The sequence below is a fragment of the Mesorhizobium sp. WSM4807 genome, assembly GCF_055811615.1.
The window spans coordinates 134,579-156,202 of the sequence record NZ_JBVVQY010000009.1 but is presented as its reverse complement, the minus strand read 5'-3'; the positions used below and the strand labels follow the sequence as shown (position 1 = coordinate 156,202).

At 64.4% G+C, this 21,624-nt stretch carries 17 protein-coding genes; 9 read left to right on the top strand and 8 right to left on the bottom strand.

What is annotated here, in order from left to right:
- Positions 1-77: 77 nt before the first annotated feature.
- The 5 genes from AC0L3N_RS14555 to AC0L3N_RS14535 all read right to left on the bottom strand — a co-directional run bounded on the left by AC0L3N_RS14555 (position 78) and on the right by AC0L3N_RS14535 (position 6,681).
- Positions 78-923, bottom strand: coding sequence for a fumarylacetoacetate hydrolase family protein (locus AC0L3N_RS14555; protein ID WP_473548229.1), 846 nt, complete (start codon positions 921-923; stop codon positions 78-80).
- Between the two features lie 167 nt (positions 924-1,090).
- Positions 1,091-1,822 (bottom strand): SDR family oxidoreductase, encoded by a 732-nt coding sequence (locus tag AC0L3N_RS14550; RefSeq protein WP_473548228.1) that lies wholly within the window; start codon positions 1,820-1,822, stop codon positions 1,091-1,093.
- Positions 1,823-2,008: 186 nt separating this feature from the next.
- Complete coding sequence (locus AC0L3N_RS14545; RefSeq protein ID WP_473548227.1) at positions 2,009-4,381, bottom strand: aldehyde dehydrogenase family protein; 2,373 nt, start codon at positions 4,379-4,381, stop codon at positions 2,009-2,011.
- Between the two features lie 247 nt (positions 4,382-4,628).
- On the bottom strand, positions 4,629-5,693 hold the full coding sequence (deoC, locus tag AC0L3N_RS14540) for a deoxyribose-phosphate aldolase (protein ID WP_473548226.1): 1,065 nt from the start codon (positions 5,691-5,693) through the stop codon (positions 4,629-4,631).
- Between the two features lie 160 nt (positions 5,694-5,853).
- Positions 5,854-6,681 (bottom strand): ferredoxin--NADP reductase, encoded by an 828-nt coding sequence (locus AC0L3N_RS14535; RefSeq protein WP_473548225.1) that lies wholly within the window; start codon positions 6,679-6,681, stop codon positions 5,854-5,856.
- Positions 6,682-6,901: 220 nt separating this feature from the next.
- Between AC0L3N_RS14535 and AC0L3N_RS14530 the strand changes: the two genes are divergently transcribed.
- From AC0L3N_RS14530 to AC0L3N_RS14490, 9 genes are all read left to right on the top strand, one after another.
- Complete coding sequence (locus AC0L3N_RS14530; protein ID WP_473548224.1) at positions 6,902-8,986, top strand: hydantoinase/oxoprolinase family protein; 2,085 nt, start codon at positions 6,902-6,904, stop codon at positions 8,984-8,986.
- Between the two features lies 1 nt (position 8,987).
- Positions 8,988-10,733, top strand: a complete 1,746-nt coding sequence (locus tag AC0L3N_RS14525) for a hydantoinase B/oxoprolinase family protein (RefSeq protein ID WP_473548223.1) — start codon at positions 8,988-8,990, stop codon at positions 10,731-10,733.
- Between the two features lie 209 nt (positions 10,734-10,942).
- Complete coding sequence (locus AC0L3N_RS14520) at positions 10,943-12,070, top strand: transporter substrate-binding protein (protein ID WP_473548222.1); 1,128 nt, start codon at positions 10,943-10,945, stop codon at positions 12,068-12,070.
- Positions 12,067-12,666 carry an ANTAR domain-containing response regulator gene (locus tag AC0L3N_RS14515; RefSeq protein WP_473548221.1) on the top strand — a complete coding sequence of 200 codons (600 nt, stop codon included), beginning with the start codon at positions 12,067-12,069 and terminating at the stop codon, positions 12,664-12,666. The genes AC0L3N_RS14520 and AC0L3N_RS14515 overlap by 4 nt, the downstream gene beginning before the upstream one ends.
- Positions 12,644-13,552 (top strand): ABC transporter permease, encoded by a 909-nt coding sequence (locus AC0L3N_RS14510; protein WP_473548220.1) that lies wholly within the window; start codon positions 12,644-12,646, stop codon positions 13,550-13,552. The genes AC0L3N_RS14515 and AC0L3N_RS14510 overlap by 23 nt, the downstream gene beginning before the upstream one ends.
- The gene (locus AC0L3N_RS14505) at positions 13,549-14,469 is read left to right on the top strand and encodes an ABC transporter permease (protein WP_473548219.1); all 921 of its coding nucleotides are present in this window, start codon (positions 13,549-13,551) and stop codon (positions 14,467-14,469) included. Before AC0L3N_RS14510 ends, AC0L3N_RS14505 begins: the two co-directional genes overlap by 4 nt.
- Positions 14,470-14,561: 92 nt before the next feature.
- Positions 14,562-16,157, top strand: a complete 1,596-nt coding sequence (locus tag AC0L3N_RS14500) for an ABC transporter substrate-binding protein (protein WP_473548308.1) — start codon at positions 14,562-14,564, stop codon at positions 16,155-16,157.
- Positions 16,147-17,091, top strand: a complete 945-nt coding sequence (locus tag AC0L3N_RS14495; protein ID WP_473548218.1) for an acetamidase/formamidase family protein — start codon at positions 16,147-16,149, stop codon at positions 17,089-17,091. The genes AC0L3N_RS14500 and AC0L3N_RS14495 overlap by 11 nt, the downstream gene beginning before the upstream one ends.
- Entirely contained in the window at positions 17,088-18,920 is a 1,833-nt protein-coding gene (locus AC0L3N_RS14490) for an ABC transporter ATP-binding protein (RefSeq protein ID WP_473548217.1), read from the top strand. Before AC0L3N_RS14495 ends, AC0L3N_RS14490 begins: the two co-directional genes overlap by 4 nt.
- Before the next feature lie 225 nt (positions 18,921-19,145).
- On the opposite strand, the gene AC0L3N_RS14485 is transcribed toward AC0L3N_RS14490, so the two are convergent.
- The 3 genes from AC0L3N_RS14485 to AC0L3N_RS14475 are packed head-to-tail and all read right to left on the bottom strand — an operon-like array spanning position 19,146 to position 21,623.
- Positions 19,146-20,054, bottom strand: coding sequence for a nitrilase-related carbon-nitrogen hydrolase (locus tag AC0L3N_RS14485; RefSeq protein WP_473548216.1), 909 nt, complete (start codon positions 20,052-20,054; stop codon positions 19,146-19,148).
- Positions 20,055-20,081: 27 nt separating this feature from the next.
- Complete coding sequence (locus AC0L3N_RS14480; RefSeq protein ID WP_473548215.1) at positions 20,082-20,429, bottom strand: RidA family protein; 348 nt, start codon at positions 20,427-20,429, stop codon at positions 20,082-20,084.
- A gap of 15 nt (positions 20,430-20,444) precedes the next feature.
- Positions 20,445-21,623, bottom strand: coding sequence for an NAD(P)/FAD-dependent oxidoreductase (locus AC0L3N_RS14475; RefSeq protein WP_473548214.1), 1,179 nt, complete (start codon positions 21,621-21,623; stop codon positions 20,445-20,447).
- Position 21,624 lies beyond the last annotated feature (1 nt).

The following is a 21,624-nucleotide window of genomic DNA, read 5'->3' as shown; positions in this document are numbered from 1 at the left end:
GCCAAGCTGGAGCACCCCTCATCCGACCTCGCTTCGCGAGGCCACCTTCTCCCACAAGGGGAGAAGGCAGAGCGCCGCTACTCGTCCGCCTTGAACGTCTGCTTCTGCATGCCCAGCCCTTCGATGCCGAGCTCGACGACGTCGCCTGGCTTCAGGAACATCGGCGGCTTCATGCCGAGGCCGACGCCGGGCGGTGTGCCGGTCGAGATGATGTCGCCCGGATGCAGCGACATGAACTGGCTGAGATAGGAAACCAGGTAGGCGACGCCGTAGACCATGGTCTTGGTCGAGCCGTTCTGCATCGTCTTGCCGTTGACCTTCAGCCACATCGGGATGTTCTGCGGGTCCTTGACCTCGTCCTTGGTCACCAGCCACGGGCCGATCGGCCCGAAGGTGTCGCAGGACTTGCCCTTGGTCCACTGGCCCTGACGCTCGGCCTGGAAGGCGCGCTCGGAAACGTCATGGGCGACGCAATAGCCGGCGACATAATCCAGCGCCTCGGCCTCGGTGACGTATTTGGCTTTTCTGCCGATGACCACGCCGAGCTCGACTTCCCAGTCGGTCTTGACCGAGCCGCGCGGGATCAGCACATCGTCATCAGGCCCGACGATGGCCGAACTCGCCTTCATGAAGATGATCGGCTCCGGCGGCACGATGGCGCCGGTCTCGGCGGCATGATCGGAGTAGTTCAGGCCGATGCAGATGAATTTGCCGGTGCCGGCGACGCAGGCGCCGATGCGCGGCTTGCCGGAAACCGCCGGCAGCGAGTTCGGATCGAGCTTCGACAACGTCTTGAGCGATGCCGGGTCGAGCGCCTTGCCGGCAATGTCGGTGACATGGGCGGAGAGGTCTCGGATTGTCCCATCCGCATCGAGCAGGCCGGGGCGTTCGCTCCCCGCCTCGCCATAGCGCAGCAATTTCATGCGATTTTTCTCCCAGTTGCGACCAGAGGCCGTTTGCAAATTCGCTCCGCTGAGGCGAATGGCGTGGTTTCGAGAAACCGGAGCGGAGCGTACTTAAAGTACGAGAGCCTGGGCAAGCGCAGAAAACCGCGTCAGCGCCCGACGGAGCAGAGGTTTCAAATGGCCTCTTAGATCGACCAGCCACCGTCGATATTATAAGCCTGCCCCGACGTATAGGTGGCGCCGGCCAGATAGACGGCGAGATCGGCGATTTCCTCGGGCGTGCCGAGGCGGCCCATCGGCTGGCGGGCAATGAAGGCGGCGCGGGCCGCCTCGTAGTCGCCCTGCGCATGCATGCGGTCCTCCAGCGACGGGCTTTCGACCGTGCCCGGGCAGATGGCATTGCAGCGTATGCCCTTGCCGACATAGTCGGCGGCGACCGATTTGGTCAGGCCGATGACGGCAGCTTTGGTCAGCCCATAGACAAAGCGGTTTGGCACACCCTTGGTCGAACCGGCCAGCGACGCCATGTTGATGATCGAGCCATCGCCGCGCTCGAGCATGCCGGGCAGCACGGCGCGGATGGTGCGGATCATCGAGCGAACGTTGAGATCATAGGCAAAGTCGAGGTCGGCGTCCTTCATCTCGAGGATCGAGCCCGAATGGACGAAGCCGGCGCAGTTGAACAGCACATCGACGGCGCCGATCTCGGCAAAGGCGGTTTCAACCGCCTCGTCGTTCAGCACGTCGAGCTTGCGGGTCTTGATGCCGGGCGTCTTGCCGAGTTCGGCGAGCATCACCTCGTTGATGTCGGTGGCGTGGACGACAGCGCCCGCCTTGGCGAAAGCCAGCGCGCTCGCCCGGCCGATGCCTTGCGCCGCCGCTGTGACGACAACGATCTTGCCTGCCAGATCCGCCATGCTTTTCTCCTCTGTGGCCGCCCGGTTTTTACCGGCACGCGGCCAAGGCGCAATGCGCCAGATAGGCACTCCTATGCCGCCTGTATTGCTGTTCGCTTAGGGGCAAATGTTTTTTCTCGGTAAAGAACATCTTTTGGCCCGTCAAGCCCGAACGCTTCTCGTCCGACGCCGCGCGCAAGGCAACGCTCAGTCGCCGTAGGGCACCCAGACGTTCTTGACCTCGACGGCACGGCGCAGGAAGGCATCGCCGGCGGCCTCGGTCGACGTCCAGTCGAGGCTGCGGCCGTTGCCGGTCCAGACGCGCTTGAGATTGCCGATCGAGTCGGCTTCGGCCCTGGCGCAGGTCTCGGCATCGGCGAACACCCAGAGCCCGTCGACATCGTCATGCTTGGCCAAGACGGCGGCGAGCTCGGCGCTGCGGCCGGTGACGATGTTGATGGCGCCGGCCGGAACGTCGGAATATTCGACGACCTGGTAGAGATCGGTGGCAAGCAGCGGATATTTTTCCGACGGCACCGCGACGACGGTGTTGCCCATGGCGAGCGCCGGCGCCACCAGCGAGATCAGGCCGAGCAGGGGCGCATTGTCGGGCGCCACGATGCCGACGACGCCGACCGGCTCGTGCAGCGCCAGCGTGACGGCGCGGGCCGGCGGCTGGTGGACACGGCCCTCGAACTTGTCGGCCAGGCCGGCATAGAGGAACAGCCGCTCGATCGACTGGTCGACCTCTTCGCGCGCGGCCTTGACGGCGGCGCCGGTAAGCTGGGTGAGGCGCGCCGCAAATTCATCGGCACGACCGGACAGGTTCTCGGCCAGATAGTAGAGCACCTGGCTGCGGTTGTAGGCGGTCGCCTCCGGCCAGCCCTTGCAGGCGCGTGCAGCCGCGACGGCATCGCGGATATCCTTGCGGCTGCCGAGACCGACCTCGCCGGCAAGCTTGCCCTTCGCGTTGGCAATGGCAAGCGAATAATTGCCGTCCGGCCTGACCTGCTTGCCGCCGATGAACAGCTTTGCCGTGCGGTCGATGGCGTCGCTTTCGGCGTGCTCGACGGGTTGTGTCGAAGCCGCTGCCGGCTTGACGACCGGGCCGAGCGGCAGTTTGGCCGAGAGGTATTCGAACATGCCCTCGCGCCCGCCTTCGCGGCCAAAACCGCTTTCGCGGTAGCCGCCGAAGCCGCAGGCGGCGTCGAACATGTTGGTGCCGTTGACCCAGACGACGCCGGCCTTCAGTTGCGGCGCGACGTGCAGCGCGAGGTTGATGTTCTCGCTCCACACCGAAGCGGCCAGGCCGTAGCGCGTGTTGTTGGCGAGCTCGACCGCTTCCTCGGTGTTGCGGAAGGTCATGGTCGCCAGCACCGGGCCGAACACCTCCTCCTGCGCCAGGATGTTGGCCGGCGAAACGCCTGTCGCCAGCGTCGGCAGGTGATAATAGCCGGAGGGCGGCAGCGCCACGTCCGGCTGCCAGCAGACGGCGCCCTGCTTGGCGCCTTCGGCGACCAGCCCCTTGACGCGATCGAGCTGGGTCAAGTCGACCAGAGGGCCGATATCGGTGTTCTTGTCGAGCGGGCTGCCGACGCGCAACCGGCTCATCCGTGTCTTGACCTTGGCGATGAAGGCATCGGCGATGCCTTCCTGCACCAAAAGGCGCGAGCCGGCGCAGCAGACCTGGCCCTGGTTGAACCAGATACCGTCGACCAGTCCCTCGACGGCGCTGTCGAGATCGGCGTCCTCGAGGACGACGAAGGCCGACTTGCCGCCGAGCTCAAGCGATAGTTTCTTGCCAGACCCGGCAGTCGCCTTGCGGATGATCTTGCCGACCTCGGACGAGCCGGTGAAGGCGATCTTCTGGACGCCGGGATGGTTGACGATTGCCGCGCCCGCCTCCGGCCCGCCCTGGACGATGTTGACGACACCCTTCGGCACGCCGGCGCGCTCACAAATCTCGGCGAACAGGATGGCGGTGAGCGGCGTGAACTCGGCCGGTTTCAGCACCACAGTGCAGCCTGCGGCGAGCGCCGGCGCGATCTTCCAGGCCAGCATCAGCAGCGGGAAGTTCCACGGGATGATCTGCCCGACGACACCGACGCCCTTCTGATCCGGAAAATCCTTGTCCAGCGCCTGCGCCCAGCCGGCATGGTGGATGAAATGGCGGATGGCCAGCGGCACGTCGATGTCGCGGCTTTCGCGGATCGGCTTGCCGTTGTCGATCGATTCCAGCACCGCAAACAGGCGCTGGTGGCGCTGCATGGCGCGGCCGATGGCATAGAGCACTTTGGCACGGTTGTAGCCGGAGCTGGCGCTCCATCTCGGCAGTGCTTTTGTGGCGGCCGAAACCGCCGCATCGATATCGGCAGCGCCGGCATCCGAGACCTTGGCCAGCAGTTTGCCGGAGGCGGGATCGCTGGTGTCGAAGGTCTTGCCGCCTGCGGCTGCTTTCCAGTCGCCGCCGACGAACAGCGCTTTGGAAAAATCACGCGCGGCAAGCCAGGCATCGGCCTCGTTGCGGGCCTCCGGCGCCGGGCCGTAGTCCATGGCATGATAGCGTTCGAGAATGTTCATCAGGCGCTCCCGATAGTCGTCTTGGTGGGCGCTCCGTCGCGCCCCCCTCTGTCCTGCCCTCTTTGCCACAACTTGGCATCTCCCCCACAAGGGGGGAGATCGGCCTTCATCTTTGATTTCGCCAACGGCCAACCTCGAAAAAAGAGGCGCTGTCGGCGAAACAGCCAATCTCCCCCCATGTGGGGGAGATGTCCGGCAGGACAGAGGGGGGCGCGAAGGAACTCTACGTTCAAAGCCTTCACCCGCCTCACGCCATCGCGTGGCGATGATTGGCCGAATAGTGACCGGTCAGGTGATGTTCGAGCTGGCGCTCGATGTCGGTCAAAAGGCTCGATGCACCGAAGCGGAACAGGTCTGGCTCCAGCCACCGCCGTCCCAGCTCTTCCTTCATCAGCACCAGCCAGTCGAGCGAAGCCTTGGCGGTCGAAATGCCGCCGGCCGGCTTGAAGCCGATGAGATAGCCGGTCTCCTCGAAATAGGCGCGGATGGCGCGCACCATGGCGAGGCCGACCGGCAGCGTCGCGTTGACGCTTTCCTTGCCGGTCGAGGTCTTGATGAAATCGGCGCCCGCCATCATCGCCACCATCGAGGCGAGCATGACGTTGCGCAGTGTGGCGAGGTCGCCGGTGCCGAGGATCACCTTCAGATGCGCCTCGCCGCAGGCGGCGCGCATCGAGACGATTTCGTTATAGAGTTCCTGCCACTTCGCCCCGAAAACCAGCCCGCGCGGAATGACGACGTCGATCTCGTCGGCGCCGTCGCTCACCGAGGCTTCGATCTCCTGCAGACGCGTCGAAAGCGGGGTGAGGCCGTGCGGGAACGCGGTGGATACGGCGGCGACGTGGATGCCGCTGCCGCGCAGCGCATCGACGGCGGTGGCGACGAAGGGATGATAGACGCAGACCGCCGCCGGGCGGATCTTTTCACCTGATATGCCGAGACCTTCGACGATGTCGCGGCGGAACGGATTGACCGCCTTGGCGCAGAGCCGGCGGACGCGCTCTTCGGTATCGTTCGAGTTCAGCGTCGTCAGGTCCATGCAGGCGACGGCGCGCAGCAGCCAGGCTGCCTGGTTGTCGGCCTTGATCGAGCGCCGCTTGGTCAGGCTGGCGACACGCCGTTCCAGCGCCGAGCGGTTGACGCTGCGCATCGATTCCATGAAGCCGAGATCGAGTTTCATGCCGGGATTGCGGGCAATGCCGTGCGCTTGCGGCGCCGGCGCGTTGGCGGCGGAGCGCGCCGGCAGCGGCGTGATCTTGGAAGGTCCCAATCTGTCGGCACTAAGATCGGCTTCGCGGATTGTGCTGCTCATCTCCTGCCCTTTCGTTCGACGACTTATGCCGAAGATAGACCGTGAAGCAGCGCTTCACGAGTCCTTCAGGCGGTCATAGCGGAAAAAGCCTGCGAAAGCAGCTGATTTTGACCGCATGGTCAAAATCAGAGTCTGAATGCAGCAAACGCTGGACTGCGTCTCAGCCGACGAAGGCGCGCTCGACGACGAAGCTTGCCGGATGATGCAGCGAGCCTTCCTCGAACCCGAGGCTTTCGGCCAGCTCCTTGACATCCCTAAGCATGTGCATCGAGCCGCAGATCATGATGCGGTCGGTCTCGGGGTCGAGCTTGTCGATGCCGAGATCGGCATAGAATTTTCCCGAGCCGATCAGCGCGGTGATGCGGCCCATGCGCTCGGAGCTTTCGCGCGTCGTCGAATTGTAGAGCGTGACGCGGCCGCCGGTCAGCTCGCCGATCAGCGGGTCGTTCTCCAGCTCTGCGACCAGTTCCTGGCCGTAGGTGAGTTCGGCATTGTCGCGGCAGGTGTGGGTCAGGATCACCTGGTCGAATTTCTCAAACGTGTCGGGGTCGCGCAGCAGGCTGGCGAACGGTGCTATGCCAGTGCCGGTCGAGATCATGAACAGGCGCTTGGCCGGGGTCAGCGCGTCGACCACCAGCGTGCCGGTCGATTTCTGCCGCATGATGACGGTGTCGCCGATCTCGATTTTTTGCAGCTGCGAGGTCAGCGGGCCGTCCGGCACCTTGATCGAAAAAAATTCCAGCTCGTCGTCCCAGGCAGGGCTGGCGATCGAATAGGCACGGAACACCGGCTTTTCGGCATTGGGCAGGCCGATCATGACGAACTCGCCGGAGCGGAAGCGCAGCGACTGCGGCCGGGTGATGCGGAACGAAAACAGCCGGTCGGTATAGTGCTTCACCGAGACGACGGTTTCGGCATAGACATTGGCCGGTATCGGGAACTGCAGCGGCAGGGCGCCGGCGGTGTTGAGCGTTGATATGGTGTTCATCAAACCTAACCTTCTGGCCCAACCGAGGGCGCTGACGCCAAACCTTCTCCTGCGCGCCCGAACCGATCAGGTCCCGGCGTGCCGTTTGCACACTGCCAAGCGGTAAGCTCTTGTGTCCGGAATTTATTAGTATACAAATGATATTTGCGTCAAGACGCCAGCGTGAAACACCTTTCCAAACTGAGACATATCTGTAGTCCTGACATTTCGGGTTTCGACAATGGAAGAGAATTTTTCGGCGCAGACGCTGGATTCCTCGGGCAGCGTCGTCGCCGGCATCGACGTCGGCGGAACTTTTACCGACCTGCTTCTGATCGACGGCCGTCACAGTGGCAAGGTGCATATCGCCAAGACCCCGACCACCATCGACAACCAGGCCTTCGGCGTCGTTTCGGCGCTCGACGCCACCGGTTTTCCCATCCGCGGCATCGACCTCATCGTGCACGGCACGACGACCACCACCAACGCAGTGCTCGAACGCCGGCTGGCCAAGACCGGCATGATCACCACGCGCGGCTTTCGCGACGTCATCGAGCTGGGCCGGCGCACGCGGCCGCAGGCCTATGGCATGACAGGCAGCTTCGTCCCGATCATTCCGCGCAATCTGCGACTTGAAGTGTCGGAACGCGTCGAAGCCTCGGGCGCGGTGCGCGTCCCGCTCGATGAAGCCGAGATGCGCGCGGCGGTGACGGCACTGATCGACGCCGGCTGCGAATCGCTCGTCATCCATTTCCTGCATTCCTACGCCAATCCAGCGCATGAGCGGCGCGCCGCCGAGATCGCCGCGGAGCTTTGGCCGAACAGCTACATCACGACAGGCCATGCGCTGCTGTCGGAAGCGCGTGAATTCGAGCGCGGCGTCACCGCTTCGGTCAACGCCTCGGTGCAGCCGATCCTCGAACGCTATGTCGAGCGGCTGCGCAAGGAATTGGGAGCAAAAGGCTACGCCCGCGACTTCCTGATCATGAACGGCAATGGCGGCATGATCTCGGCCCGCTTTGTCACACGTGAATCGGCCAAGACTGTGATGTCCGGCCCGGCCTCCGGGGTTATCGCCGCCGCCTATACGGGAAAACGCGCCGGCTTCGAAAACCTGGTCACCTACGACATGGGCGGCACCTCGACCGACGTGGCGCTGATCCGCAATGCCGAACCCGCAGTGTCGAACGAGATCGAGATCGAATATGCAATGCCGATCCATGTGCCGATGGTGGCGGTGCACACGGTCGGCGCCGGCGGCGGCTCGATCGCCCGCGTCGATGCGGCCGGCCTGATCCAGATCGGTCCGGAAAGCGCCGGCGCCAATCCCGGCCCGATCTGCTACGGGCGCGGCGGCAGCGAGCCGACCATCACCGATGCCAATCTGGTGCTCGGCCGGCTGGCGCCGAAAAAGCTGCTCGCGGTCGAAAATCCGGTCACCGTCGAACACGTCACCGGCATATTCGAGGGCAGGATCGGCCGCCCCACCGGCTTGTCAGGCGTCGAGGCGGCTGGCGCGGTGCTGCGGCTCGGCAACATCAAGATGGCTGGCGCCATCCGCATGGTCTCGGTGTCGCGCGGCCACGATCCTCGCGATTTCGCGCTGTTCGCCTTCGGCGGCGCCGGGCCGCTGCATGCGACCGCACTGGCGCGCGAGCTCGGCCTGCCAAAAGTGCTGGTGCCGGCGCGGCCAGGCATCACCAATGCGCTCGGCTGCGTCGTCGCCGATCTCAGGCACGATTTCGTTAACACGGTCAACCAGCCGGTGGCGCGGCTCGATGAAGCCAAGCTCCACGCCGTATTGGAACGGCACCGAAACGAAGGCGAAGAGCTGATCGGCAAGGAAGCGGTGAAGCCGGAGACGATCCGCGTCACGCATTCCGCCGACATGCAGTTCGTCGGCCAGACCCACATCATCAACGTGCCGCTGCCGTCGTCTTCGGTGACGCGCGAGGTGCTGCAGCAGCTGTTCGAAAAGGCCTATTTCGCCCGCTTCAAGGTTGAGCTGCCGGAAATCCGCGCCAATCTGGTCAACCTCAACACCTCGGTGACTGGTGTCAGGCCGGCTATCGACCTGTCGCGGCTGATCGACCCGGCTGGCTGCGCCAGAACGCTTGATGAGGCGCGCCGCGAAATCCGGCCGGTCTGGTATGGCGGGCGCTGGCACGACACGCCGGTCTACAGCAGGGAAAAGCTGCCGCTCGACGCCGTCATCGAGGGGCCGGCGATCCTCGAACAGATGGACGCCACCACCGTGCTCGAGCCCGGCGACCGGGCGCGCTCGGATGGCGACGGCAATATCATCATCGACATCGGTGAGGCCTGATATGGCAAAGCTCGACGCCATCACGCTTTCGGTCATCCAGGCGGCGCTGCAGCAGGTCTGCGACGAGATGGACCTGACCTTTTCGCGCGCCGCCTTCTCGCCTGTCATCGCCGAGGCCAATGACCGCTCCGACGGCATCTATTCGGCCGTCGATGGATCGCTGATCGCGCAAGGCAGCCAGGGCCTGCCGGTGTTCGTCGGCGTCATGCAGTATTCGACCAAAACGGTTATCGAAATGATCGCCGACGGTCGCTGCCTGCCGCCCGAGCCCGGCGATATCTACATCGTCAACGATCCCTATCTCGGCGGCACCCATCTGATGGACGTGCGCTTCGCCATGCCGGTCTACAGGGATGGCAAGATTTTCTGCTGGCTGTCGAACACCGGTCACTGGCCCGACATCGGCGGTTCGGTGCCGGGCGGTTTTTCTGCCTCGGCAACGGCGGTCGAGCAGGAAGGCTTGCGGCTGCCGCCGGTAAAACTGTTCAAGAAGGGCATGCTCGATCCTGAGATCTACGCCATCATCTGCTCGAACATCCGTGTCGCCGACCAGCGCATCGGCGACATTCGCGCGCAAGCGGCGGCACTGCTGATCGGCCAGGACCGGCTCAGTGGAATCCTGGATCGTTACGGACATGAAACGGTTGTCGGGGCGATCGCCGAACTGCGCCGCCGCGCCGCCGAACAGATGCGCGCCAACATATCAGCCATTCCCGACGGCATTTACCATTCCAAGGCCTTTGTCGATTCCGACGGGGTGGTGAACGAGCCGCTGACCATCGCGCTGGCGGTGGAGAAACAGGGCGACACGCTCAGCTTCGATTTTTCAGGCTCGTCAAAACCTTGCGCCGGGCCGATGAACAGCGTGCTGGCGACGACCTTGTCCTCGGTCTACCTCGCTATGCGCCATATTTTCCCTGACGTGCCGATCAGCGCCGGCGCCTTCGAGCCGCTGATCGTCAAGCGGCCGGAAGGCACTTTTCTCGACGCCAAGTATCCGCGCCCGGTCTCCGGCTGCGCGGCCGAGGTTTCGCAGCGCATCGCCGAGGCGGTGTTCGCGGCGATGGTGCAGGCGCTGCCGGACAAGGTGACGGCCGCTCCGGCCGGTTCCAGCGGCAATTTCGCGCTCGGCGGCAACGACCCGGCGCGCGGCCGCGACTACGTCATGTACCAGATCTCCGGCGGCGGCTATGGCGGCAATGCCGGTCATGACGGCCTGACCAATGGCTGCTCGACCATCGGCATTTCAAAATCGCCGCCGGTCGAGATCATGGAGCAGGCCTTTCCGGTGCTCTACCGCCATTACGCCTTGCGCGAAGGCTCGGGCGGCGCCGGCAAGCATCGCGGTGGTTTTGGCCTCGCCTATGAGGTCGAGATCCTGCGTGGCGACGCCCGCGCCTCCTTCGTCATGGACCACGGCCGCTTCGGCCCGCAGGGCGCGCTCGGCGGCAACGACGGCGCGGTCAACACGGTGACCGTGTTCCGCGACGGCAAGGAACATGTGCCGCCGCACCTCTCCAAGGAGCAGGACATCGCGCTGAAGGCCGGCGACCGCGTGCGCGTCGGCACGCCGGGCGGCGGCGGCTATGGCGATCCCCTGGCGCGCGATCCGGAACTGGTGCTGAGAGATGTCGCCTTGGGTTACTACACGCCCGAGGACGCTGGCGAAAAATTTGGTGTCTCCCTGTCGAAGGATGGGCTGGCGATCGACCGGGCGGCGACGGACGAGAAACGCGCCCACCGCTGAGATAGGACGAATTCTCGGCGAGGCCTCTCGCGCAACCAGACGCAACGCGGTCGCTTTCCCCGCTCTCACTTTTCCCGCTTGACTGACCCGCCGTACCGAATACGCTAATGGGGAAAATACCGGCTCCGACCGCCGGGCGGCAAAAATGCCTCGTATGCCTCGCCTTCCGCGGCGGCGGCTGCGGGGCATTATTATTTTTGGGGATTTGCTTGGGACGGCGTATCGAAATCGGCATCCTTTACTCGCGGTCGGGCAACTACCGCCTGCTGTCCGAATCCTGCCGTTCCGGTGCGATGACGGCCATCGCCGACATCAATGCCGATCCCGCCATCCCGATCGAATTCGTTCCGGTGGAGCGCGACCCGCAAGGCAACATCGATGGCTACGCGACGGGCTGCGCCGACATTCTCGCCAACAGCAGTGCGCGCCACATCATTGGCTGCATCACGTCGTGGAGCCGCAAGGAGGTCATTCCGATCCTCGAGCGCGCCGGCGGTACGCTCTGGTACGCCTGCCCTTATGAGGGCTTCGAAGCGAACGAGCATGTCGTCTACATGCACGCTTGCCCGAACCAGCACCTCGTCCCGCTGCTGGCCCATGTCGTGCCGCGCTTCGGTGCCAACGGCTTCCTGCTCGGCTCGAACTATATCTGGGGCTGGGAGACCAACCGTGTCGCCCGCGACCTTATCGCCGACGCCGGCGGCAAGGTTTTGGGCGAACGCTATCTGCCGCTCGGCGAGGTCGATGTCTCCAGGCTGATCGCCGAGATCCAGGCTACCCGACCGGAGTTCGTCCTGAACAACCTGATCGGCTCCTCGTCCTATGCCTTCATCGCGGCCTATGCTGAGCTCGCCGAACGCGACCCGCATTTCAGGCCGGAGCGCTGCCCGATCCTGTCCTGCAATCTCACCGAATGTGAGTTGCCGGCGCTCAACGAGGCGGGCAATGGCCACCTTTCCGTCGGGCCGTACTTTCACGATATCTCGGCAGCGGATCGCCAGGGCGATTCGGCGCCCTCCATCATGCCTGCCTCGTCCTTCGAGGCGGCGGCCTATGCCTCGGTGCGGACGCTTGCCGAGGTTCTCGCCCGAAATCCCGGCGCACAATGGCCGGACCTTCCCCAGGCCTTTGCCGGAACCTCGTTTCGAACCCCGCTCGGCGACATCTCCATCGATCCGCAAACCCAGCACGCCACCTTGCCGGTGCAGATCGGGCGCATCGAGGGGACCGCGTTCAGGACCGTCACGCTGACCAAGGGAGTGGCGCCCGATCCCTATCTGTCCCGCTATGACCGGACCGAGACGTTCGGCCGCCCACGCCTGAGGGTGGTGTCGTGAGCAAGGTCCCGCGCATCCCGAATCTCGGCGGCGCCAGGGCCTTTGTCCTGCATCGTCCGCATCCGACGGTGCAGGCGATCACGCGGCAATTGTCGGCCATCGGCCTCGAGACGGTCGGCTGCTGGCCGGAACTGCCGGCCGAGGCGCTCGTGGCGGACTTCGTCTTCTTCGACGCCGATCTCGGCTTCGACGAACAATTCCCATGGGCGCCGGGTGAGGCGCCGATGCCGCTGGTGGCGCTGATCGGCTCCGAAGCGCCGGGCCGCATCGAATGGGCGCTGTCGCACAAGGCCGACGCCCAGTTGCTGAAGCCGGTCGGCAATGCCGGCGTCTACAGCGCCCTTTTGATCGCGCGGCAGAGTTTCGAGTCACGCAAGCTTTTGGCAAGCGAGATATCGTCGCTTCGCCTGCGCGTCGCGGAGCGCCAGACCATCGTGCGCGCGGTCGAGGCCTTGTCGAAAGGCGCCGAGGACGGCCGCGCCTATGCGCAGCTGCGGTCGCTGGCGATGAGCTGGCAGATCAGTGTCGAGGAGGCCGCGCGCAGGATCGTGGCGATGACGGAAGAAGGCGGCGATGACCAGTCCCATCGCGCCTGATCTTCCGGCAACCGGGCGCATGCCGGTCAAGCCACGCGCCGGCGTCTGGCGGCGCCTGGTCAAGCGTCCTCTGGCATTGATCGGCCTGGTGATCGTTGCCGTCGTCGTGGCCGGCGCCATCCTGGCGCCGTGGCTGACGGGCTACGATCCGAACGAGCAGATGTTTGACGGGCTGACGCTTGAAGGCGCGCCCTTGCCGCCGAACGCCAGCTTCTGGCTGGGCACGGATCTGCTCGGCCGCGATCTGCTGACCCGCATCCTTTTCGGCGCGCGCACCTCGCTGATCATCGGCATCGTCGCCAACGGCGTGGCGCTTCTGATCGGCACGCTGGTCGGCGTCACCGCGGGCTATTTCCGCGGCTGGATCGGCAGCGCGCTGATGCGCTTCACCGATCTGATGATGGCCTTTCCGGCGCTGCTGCTCGCCATCTGCCTGGCGGCGGTGCTCCAGCCGAGCCTGTGGATCGTTGCCATGGTGATCGCACTGGTGAACTGGGTGCAGACCGCGCGGGTCATCTACACCGAGACCAGCTCGCTCGCCGAGCGCGAGTTCATCGACGCCGAGCGTACGATCGGGGCCAGCGCACCACGCATCCTGTTTCGCCATATCCTGCCGCATCTGCTGCCGACGATCATCGTCTGGGGCACGCTCGGCATCTCGACCACCGTGCTGCTCGAAGCGACGCTCAGCTATCTCGGCATCGGCGTGCAGCCGCCGACCGCATCCTGGGGCAACATCATTTTCGAGAACCAGACCTATTTCCAGGCAGCGCCCTGGCTGGTCTTCTTTCCAGGTGCGGCGATCCTGGCGCTGGCGCTGGCCTTCAACCTCATCGGCGATGCGCTGCGCGACATCCTAGATCCGACGCAAAGGGGCCAGGCATGATCGCCTATCTCGGCCGCCGGGTCGTTCAATCGCTGCTCATCCTGCTCGGCGTGTCGCTGATCACCTTTGCGCTGCTCTACCTGCTGCCCGCCGACCCCGTTCGCCAGATCGCCGGCCGCAGCGCCACGCCCGAGACGGTCGAGAACATCCGCCGGCAGCTCGGCCTCGATCAGCCCTTCTTCATCCAGTACTGGCACTATCTGACCAGCCTGCTCAGCGGCGATCTCGGACGCTCCTACATCCAGCGTTCCGAGGTCACTGAGCTCATCGTCTCGCGGCTGCCGGCAAGCCTGCTTTTGATGGTCGGCGCCATCCTTTGCGAGCTGGCGATCGGCCTGACGATGGGCCTGCTTGCCGCCGTCAGGCGCGGAACCGCCACCGACCAGACGCTGATGGTCGCGTCCTTTGTCGGCGTCTCGGCGCCGCAATTCGTCGTCGGCCTGCTGCTCCTTTATGTATTCGCCGTGCGGCTCGGCTGGTTTCCGATCGGCGGCTACGGCACCTGGCGCCATCTGGTGCTGCCCTCGCTGACCATGGGCATACTCGGCGCCGGCTGGTACGCCCGCATGATGCGCTCGTCGATGATCGACGTGCTGCGCCAGGACTATATGCGGACCGCCCGCGCCAAGGGCCTTGCACGCGGCGCCATCATCTTCCGCCACGCACTGCCCAACGCCATCCTGCCGGTCATCGCCATGATCGGCATCGACATCGGCATCTTCATGGGCGGCATCGTGGTGGTCGAAAGCGTGTTTGGCTGGCCCGGCATCGGCCAGCTTGCCTGGCAGGCCATCCAGCGCGTCGACATTCCGATCATCATGGGCGTCACCCTGGTTTCGGCCTTCGCCATCGTGCTCGGCAATCTCCTGGCCGACACCGTCGCACCGTTCATCGACCCGCGCATCAAGCTCAGATGAAAACCAAAAAAAGACCGGTAACAACCAGAGAAAGGGAACATGAGATGAAGAAATTCTTGACCTCCACTGTTGCGGTATCGGCGCTCGCGCTGATGCTCGGCATGGCAAGCGCCCGCGCCGAAGACGCCGTCGATCCGAACGCCAAGCCGGGCGGCGCGATCACCATCACCTACAAGGACGACGTCGCCACGCTCGATCCGGCCATCGGCTATGACTGGCAGAACTGGTCGATGATCAAGAGCCTGTTCGACGGGCTGATGGACTACGAGCCGGGCACCACCAACCTGCGGCCCGACCTCGCCGAGAGCTACGAGATCGCGCCCGACGGCAAGACCTTCACCTTCAAGTTGCGCCAAGGGGTGAAGTTCCACAATGGCCGCGAGATGACTGCCGACGACGTGAAATATTCGCTTGATCGCGTCACCAATCCGAAGACGCAGAGCCCGGGCGCCGGCTTCTTCGGCTCGATCAAGGGCCATGAGGATGTCGCTGCAGGCAAGGCGGAAAGCCTGGCGGGCGTCACCGTCGTCGACCCCTACACGATCAAGTTCGAACTGACCCGGCCCGACGCCACCTTCCTGCATGTCATGGCCATCAACTTCTCGCATGTCGTGCCGAAGGAGGAGGTCGAGAAATACGGCGCGGACTTCGGCAAGCATCCGGTCGGCACCGGGGCTTTCAAGCTCGCCGAATGGACGCTCGGCCAGCGCGTCGTCTTCGAGCGCAACCCGGATTACTGGCACAAGGGCCTGCCGTATCTCGACAAGGTCAGCTTCGAGATCGGGCAGGAGCCGATCGTGGCGCTGCTGCGGCTGCAGAAGGGCGAGATCGACATTCCCGGCGACGGCATCCCGCCAGCCAAGTTCCAGGAGGTGATGGCCGATCCCGAGCAGAAGGCCCGCGTCGTTGAGGGCGGCCAGCTGCACACCGGCTACATCACCATGAATACCACCATGGCGCCCTTCGACAATGTGAAGGTGCGGCAAGCGGTCAACATGGCGATCAACAAGGACCGTATCGTTCAGCTGATCAACAACCGTGCGGTGCCGGCCAACCAGCCGCTGCCGCCGTCGATGCCCGGCTACAACAAGGAATTCAAGGGCTATCCCTATGACGTGGCCAAGGCCAAGGCTTTGCTTGCCGAGGCCGGTCATCCCGATGGTTTCGACACGCAGCTGTTCGCGATGAACACCGATCCAAACCCGCGCATCGCCCAGGCGATCCAGCAGGATCTGGCGGCGGTCGGCATCAAGGCCAGCATCCAGTCGCTCGCGCAGGCCAACGTCATCGCAGCCGGCGGCGACAAGGCCGGCGCGCCGATGATCTGGTCCGGCGGCATGGCCTGGATCGCCGATTTCCCCGATCCGTCGAACTTCTACGGGCCGATCCTCGGCTGCGCCGGCGCGGTTCCGGGCGGCTGGAACTGGTCGTGGTACTGCAACAAGGATCTCGACGCCAAGGCGGCGGAGGCCGACTCGGTCGTCGACCCGGCCAAATCAGGCGAACGTGCCAAGATGTGGAGCGCGATCTACGACAAGATCATGGAAGACGCGCCCTGGGCGCCGGTCTTCAATGAGCAGCGCTTCACCATGAAATCGGCACGGATGGGCGGCGCCGACAATCTCTATGTCGACCCCGTCCATATCCCGATCAACTATGACAATGTGTACGTGACCGATGTGCAATAACTGCGACTACACCATCCATGGGCGCCATCACCATTTCGGCTGGGACAATTCCTTTGTCCCGGCTGAACGGGTGGCGCCCGGTTCGACGATCGAGTTCCAGTGCCTTGATTCGTCGGGTGGCCAGCTTGAGGCCGACAGCACCGTTGCCGATGTCGCCAAGCTCGACTTTGACAGGATCAACCCGGTGACCGGGCCGATCTTCGTCGACGGTGCTGAGCCGGGCGATGCGCTGAAGGTAACGATCGAGATGTTCAAGCCGTCCGGCTTCGGCTGGACGGGGAACATTCCGGGGTTCGGCCTGCTCGCCGACGACTTCCCGGAACCGGCACTGAACATCTGGACATACGACGCCGTCTCGCTCGAGCCGGCGCTGTTCGGCAGACAAGCCCGCGTGCCGCTGAAACCGTTTGCCGGCACCATCGGCAACGCGCCGGCTGAAATGGGCCTTCACTCGGTGGTGCCGCCAAGGCGCGTCGGCGGCAATCTCGACATTCGCGATCTTGCGGCCGGCACCACGCTCTATCTGCCGGTGGAGGTGGCGGGTGCGCTGTTTTCGGTTGGCGACACGCATGCCGCGCAGGGCGACGGCGAAGTGTGCGGCACGGCGATCGAAAGCCCGATGGATGTCGTGCTCAAGCTCGACCTGGTCAAGGATGCGCGGTTGAAGACGCCGCGCTTCACCACGCCAGGGCCAGTGACGCGCCATCTCGATGCCAAGGGTTACGAGGTGACGACCGGCATCGGACCGGACCTGATGACGGGCGCCAGGGAAGCGGTCTCCCAGATGATCGACCTGCTTGCCGGCCGCTACGCAATGGACCCGGTCGAGGCCTACATGCTGGTCTCGGTCTGCGGCGATCTCCGGATCAGCGAGATCGTCGACATGCCGAACTGGGTGGTGTCGTTCTACTTCCCGCGCTGCGTCTTCGAATGAGCAAAGGCGCAGGCAGCAAGCGGGCCGGGGCTGCCGCTCCGGTCGCTTCGACCACGGCCAGACCTGTGCTGGAAATCTCCGGCCTGACCGTCAGCGTGCGTAGCGAAGACGGCGAGCGGCCGGTTGTGTCAGACCTATCGCTGACGCTTGCGCGCGGCGAGACGCTTTGCATTGCCGGTGAATCCGGCTCCGGCAAATCGATGACCGCGCTGGCGATCATGCAGTTGCTTCCGCAGCCCGCCGCCCGGATAGAATCCGGCGCGATCCGGCTTCGCGATATGGATCGGGGCGACATCGATCTGGCTTTGCTCGATGAGCGCCAGATGCGCCACATTCGCGGCGACCGCATCGCGATGATCTTCCAGGAGCCGATGACATCGCTCAATCCGGTGCTGTCGATCGGCCGGCAGCTGGTCGAGTCCATCGAGGCCCATACCGGTCTGTCTCGCGCCGAGGCGCGCCGGCGCGCCATCGAGGCGCTGAAGGCCGTCCGCATCCCGGAAGCCGAAAGCCGGCTAAAACAGTTTCCGCACGAACTGTCCGGCGGCATGCGCCAGCGCGTGATGATCGCCATGGCGCTGGCGCTGAAACCGGATGTGCTGATCGCCGACGAGCCGACGACGGCGCTCGATGTCACCGTGCAAGGCGAGGTGCTGGAACTGCTGCGCGATCTGCAGCGCGAACACGGCACCAGCGTCATGCTCATCACCCACGACATGGGCGTGGTCGCCGAAATGGCCGATCGCGTCGTCATCATGCGGCACGGCCGCATGGTCGAGGAGGGAACAGCCGCCGATATTTTCGCCAGGCCGCAAGCCGACTATACGCGTGAACTGCTCGCTGCCGTGCCGCGCATTGGTACCGGCGTCGGCCGCCAAAAATCCGCCGAACAAAAATCCGTCGAAGCGGAAATGCCCGCAAGCGTGGCGGTGGTCAACGATCTGCATGTCCATTTCGACCTGCGCGGTGGCTTCTTCGGCCAAGTGAACCGCCGTGTCCACGCCGTCGAAGGCATCAGCTTTTCGATCGCGCCGCACGAGACGCTGGCGCTGGTCGGAGAATCCGGCTGCGGCAAGTCGACCACCGCCAAGGCGCTGGCCGGGCTTGTGCCCTACCACGGCGATATCGTGATCGGCGGGCGCAATCTGGCGGGCCTTGGCCGTGACCAGCGCACGGCGGTTCGCCGCGACGTGCAGATGATTTTCCAGGATCCCTATGCCTCGCTTGACCCGCGCATGCGCGTCGGCGACCTCGTTGCCGAGCCGCTGTTGATCCATGGCATCGCCTCGAAGGAAGAGCGCAGCCAGCTTGTGGCGGCGCTGTTCGAGCGCGTCGGCCTGCCGGCCGACCAGATGGAGCTCTATCCACACGAATTCTCGGGCGGCCAGCGCCAGCGCATCTGCATCGCGCGCGCTCTGGCGCTCAGACCCAAACTCATCATCGCCGACGAAAGCGTTTCAGCGCTCGACGTGTCGGTGCAGGCCCGCGTGCTCGACCTGCTGAAGGAACTGCAGCGCGAATTCGGCATCGCCTATCTGTTCATCTCGCACGACATGGCGGTGGTCGAGAACATTTCCGATCGTGTCGCCGTCATGTATCTCGGCCAGATCGTCGAAATGGGCACCCGCGACCAAGTCTTTTCGAACCCGCGCCATCCCTACACGAAGCGCTTGATCGAGGCCGTGCCGGTGCCCGATCCGGCAAAGCGCCGGCCGCGTTTCGCGCGTCTCGATCAGGAGATCCCGAGTCCGACCCGAAAAATCGGCGAAGACCCGCCGAAACTGGCCCTGAAGGATCTTGGCAACGGTCATCTCGTTGCTGTTTCCTAGAGCATTTTGCAGCCAAACGTCTTCGTTTGGCGTCCGACAAAATGCGTTAAAACAAAGAGTTAATGCATGTCGCGCAAAAGTGTGCAGCGGTTTTGCGATAACGACATGCATAAAACAGCAACCTTAAGCGCGTCGCATGAGGCCGGTCGAACGCGACGCGCTTAAGGGCGCCGTTTTGGTTCCACCAAAACGCAAAGCGCTCTAACGCCAGCGAGGGCTGTCACCTCAAACCTGATCTGCGATCAGCCGATATTGGTCGGGCCGACGATATTTGGCGAAATCGAAATTCACCTTGCGGCAGACGGCGATCAGGTCGAGATCGGCGCGATGGACGATCACCTCATCGTCGAGCGATATCGCCTGCGCCGCGATTTCGCCGGTTGGGGCGATGATGCAGGAGCCGCCGATCAAGGCCTGGCCGTCCTCGACGCCGGCCTTGGCCGCTGCCGCGACCCAGACCGTGTTCTGATAGGCGCCGGCCTGCATCGGCAGATGATTGTGGAACATGCGCAGATGCGCCAACGCCGGCGCCTCATCGAGCAGCAGCGGCGTGTTGTAGCCGATCAGGACAATTTCGGCGCCGTTGAGACAGAGCATCCGGTAGGTCTCCGGCCAGCGCCGGTCGTTGCAGATGGCCATGCCGACGCGCACGCCGCGATAGACGAAGACCGGAAAACCGAGATTGCCGGGCTCGAAATAACGTCGCTCGAGATGGACGGTCGTGCCCGGTTCCGGCTCACTTGATCCCGGCACATGGATTTTGCGATAGCGCCCGACAAGCTTGCCGTCCGGCCCGACCAGATCCATCGTGTTGAAGCGGCCCCCGTCGTCACGCGTCAGCTCGGCATAGCCGAGCGCGAAGCCTATCTTGAGCCGCGCCGCGGCGTCGTAAAGGCGCTGCGTCTGCCGACCCGGCATGGCGGGCTCGAAGAACGCCTCGATCTCGGCCTGGTCGTCGATCCGCCAACGCGGAAAGAAGGTCGTCAGCGCCAGTTCGGGAAACACCGCGATTTCCGCGCCGGCGGTAGCCGCTCTTTCCAGAAGCGCGATGAGCCGGTCCACCGTTTCGGCACGTTGCGCGCTTTTCTGTATCGGGCCGGTCTGGCAGACCGCGATGGTCAGGTCTCGAGCCATGGCGTCGTCTCCCCAATAGATCGCAGTTCAGGCTGCGGCGGTCACCATGATCTCGACGCGGTAGCCGTCGCCGGCGAGCCGGGCCTCGACCGTCGCCCGCACCGGCATGGCGCTTTTGTCGATCCAGGCATCCCAGGCGGCGTTCATCTTGTCGAAGTCGGCAATATCGCGCAGCCATACCGTGGCGCTCAGGATCCTGGACTTGTCGCTGCCGGCCTTCGCCAGATAGCTGTCGATCTTGGCGAGCACGTCGCGCGTCTGCTGCGTGGTGTCACCCGACAGATCGTCGGCCGTCATCCCGGCCAGATAGACAATGCTGTTATGGCTGAGCACGCGGCAGAAGCGTGGTCCATTCTCGAAGCGTTCGATTGTCATGCGGTCATCCCTTCCTCACGGTGCTTTCTCCTCCGACGCGGAAGTCGCCCCGATCCGGCCAGGCGCAAGATCGCCCGGCTCGATGCCTTGACGCAACAGGTCATCCGGCAAACGTCCGGTGTGGATCAGGTCGCGACATGCCTTGGCCAGCGCCGGCGATGTCTTGATGCCGTAGCCGCCCTGGCCCGCCAGCCAGAAAAAACCCTCGGCCTTGGCGTCGAAGCCGACCACCGGCGAGGCGTCGCTGACAAAGCTGCGCAGTCCCGCCCATTGATGTTCTATCCGGCGCACGTCGATCGTCGTCGCGCGCTGCAGGCGATCGACGCCGACGGCGACGTCGAAATCGTCGGGATAGGCGTCCATCGGCTCGCTCGGGGTCGCATCCGCCGGCGAGACGAAAATCCGGCCGGCGTCCGGCTTGAAGTAGAATTCCTCGCCGACATCGTTGACCAGCGGCCAGCCGGCAATGGAGACGCCATCCGGTGCCGCGACATGGAACGCGGTGCGTCGCTTCGGCACCAGGCCGATCGGCGCAATTTTGGCCAAAGCGGCGATCCTGTCCGCCCAGGCGCCGGCTGCATTGACGAGGATCGGCGCTGCGAACAGTCCCTGGCTGGTCCGCAGGATCCAGCGATCCTTGTGCCGCTCGATCGCGTCGACGCCTGCATTGGTGACGATCCGGCCGCCACGCTTGCGCGCATTGCGCAGGAAGCCCTGATGAAATTCGTTGACGTCGATCTCGCGACAACCCGGTTCGACGATCGCACCGGCGACATAATCGGCTCGCAGCACCGGCACGCGCGCCAACGCCTGTTCGGGGCTGACCCGATGGATCGACGGCACAAGTTGGCGGGCCTTTTCGAGTTCCTCTTCAAGCCGGCCGAGCTGATCCTGGCGCGCGATGGTCAGCATGCCACGCGGAAGCATCAACGGATGATCGCAAAACCCCTCGGGCGGCGCTTCGAGAAAAGACCGGCTGGCGATCGCCAGCCGTCGGATGACGGCGTTGCCGTAATTCTCGGTATAACTCGCGGCCGACCGGCCGGTGGAATGGTAGCCGCAATGGCTTTCCCGCTCGAGCAGGATGACCGACGAGACGGCCGCCAGTTCGTAGGCCGCACTCGCTCCGGCAATGCCGCCGCCGATGATCGCGATATCGGCTTCCTGTACCGAGGCGCCGTTGGGAAACTTCATC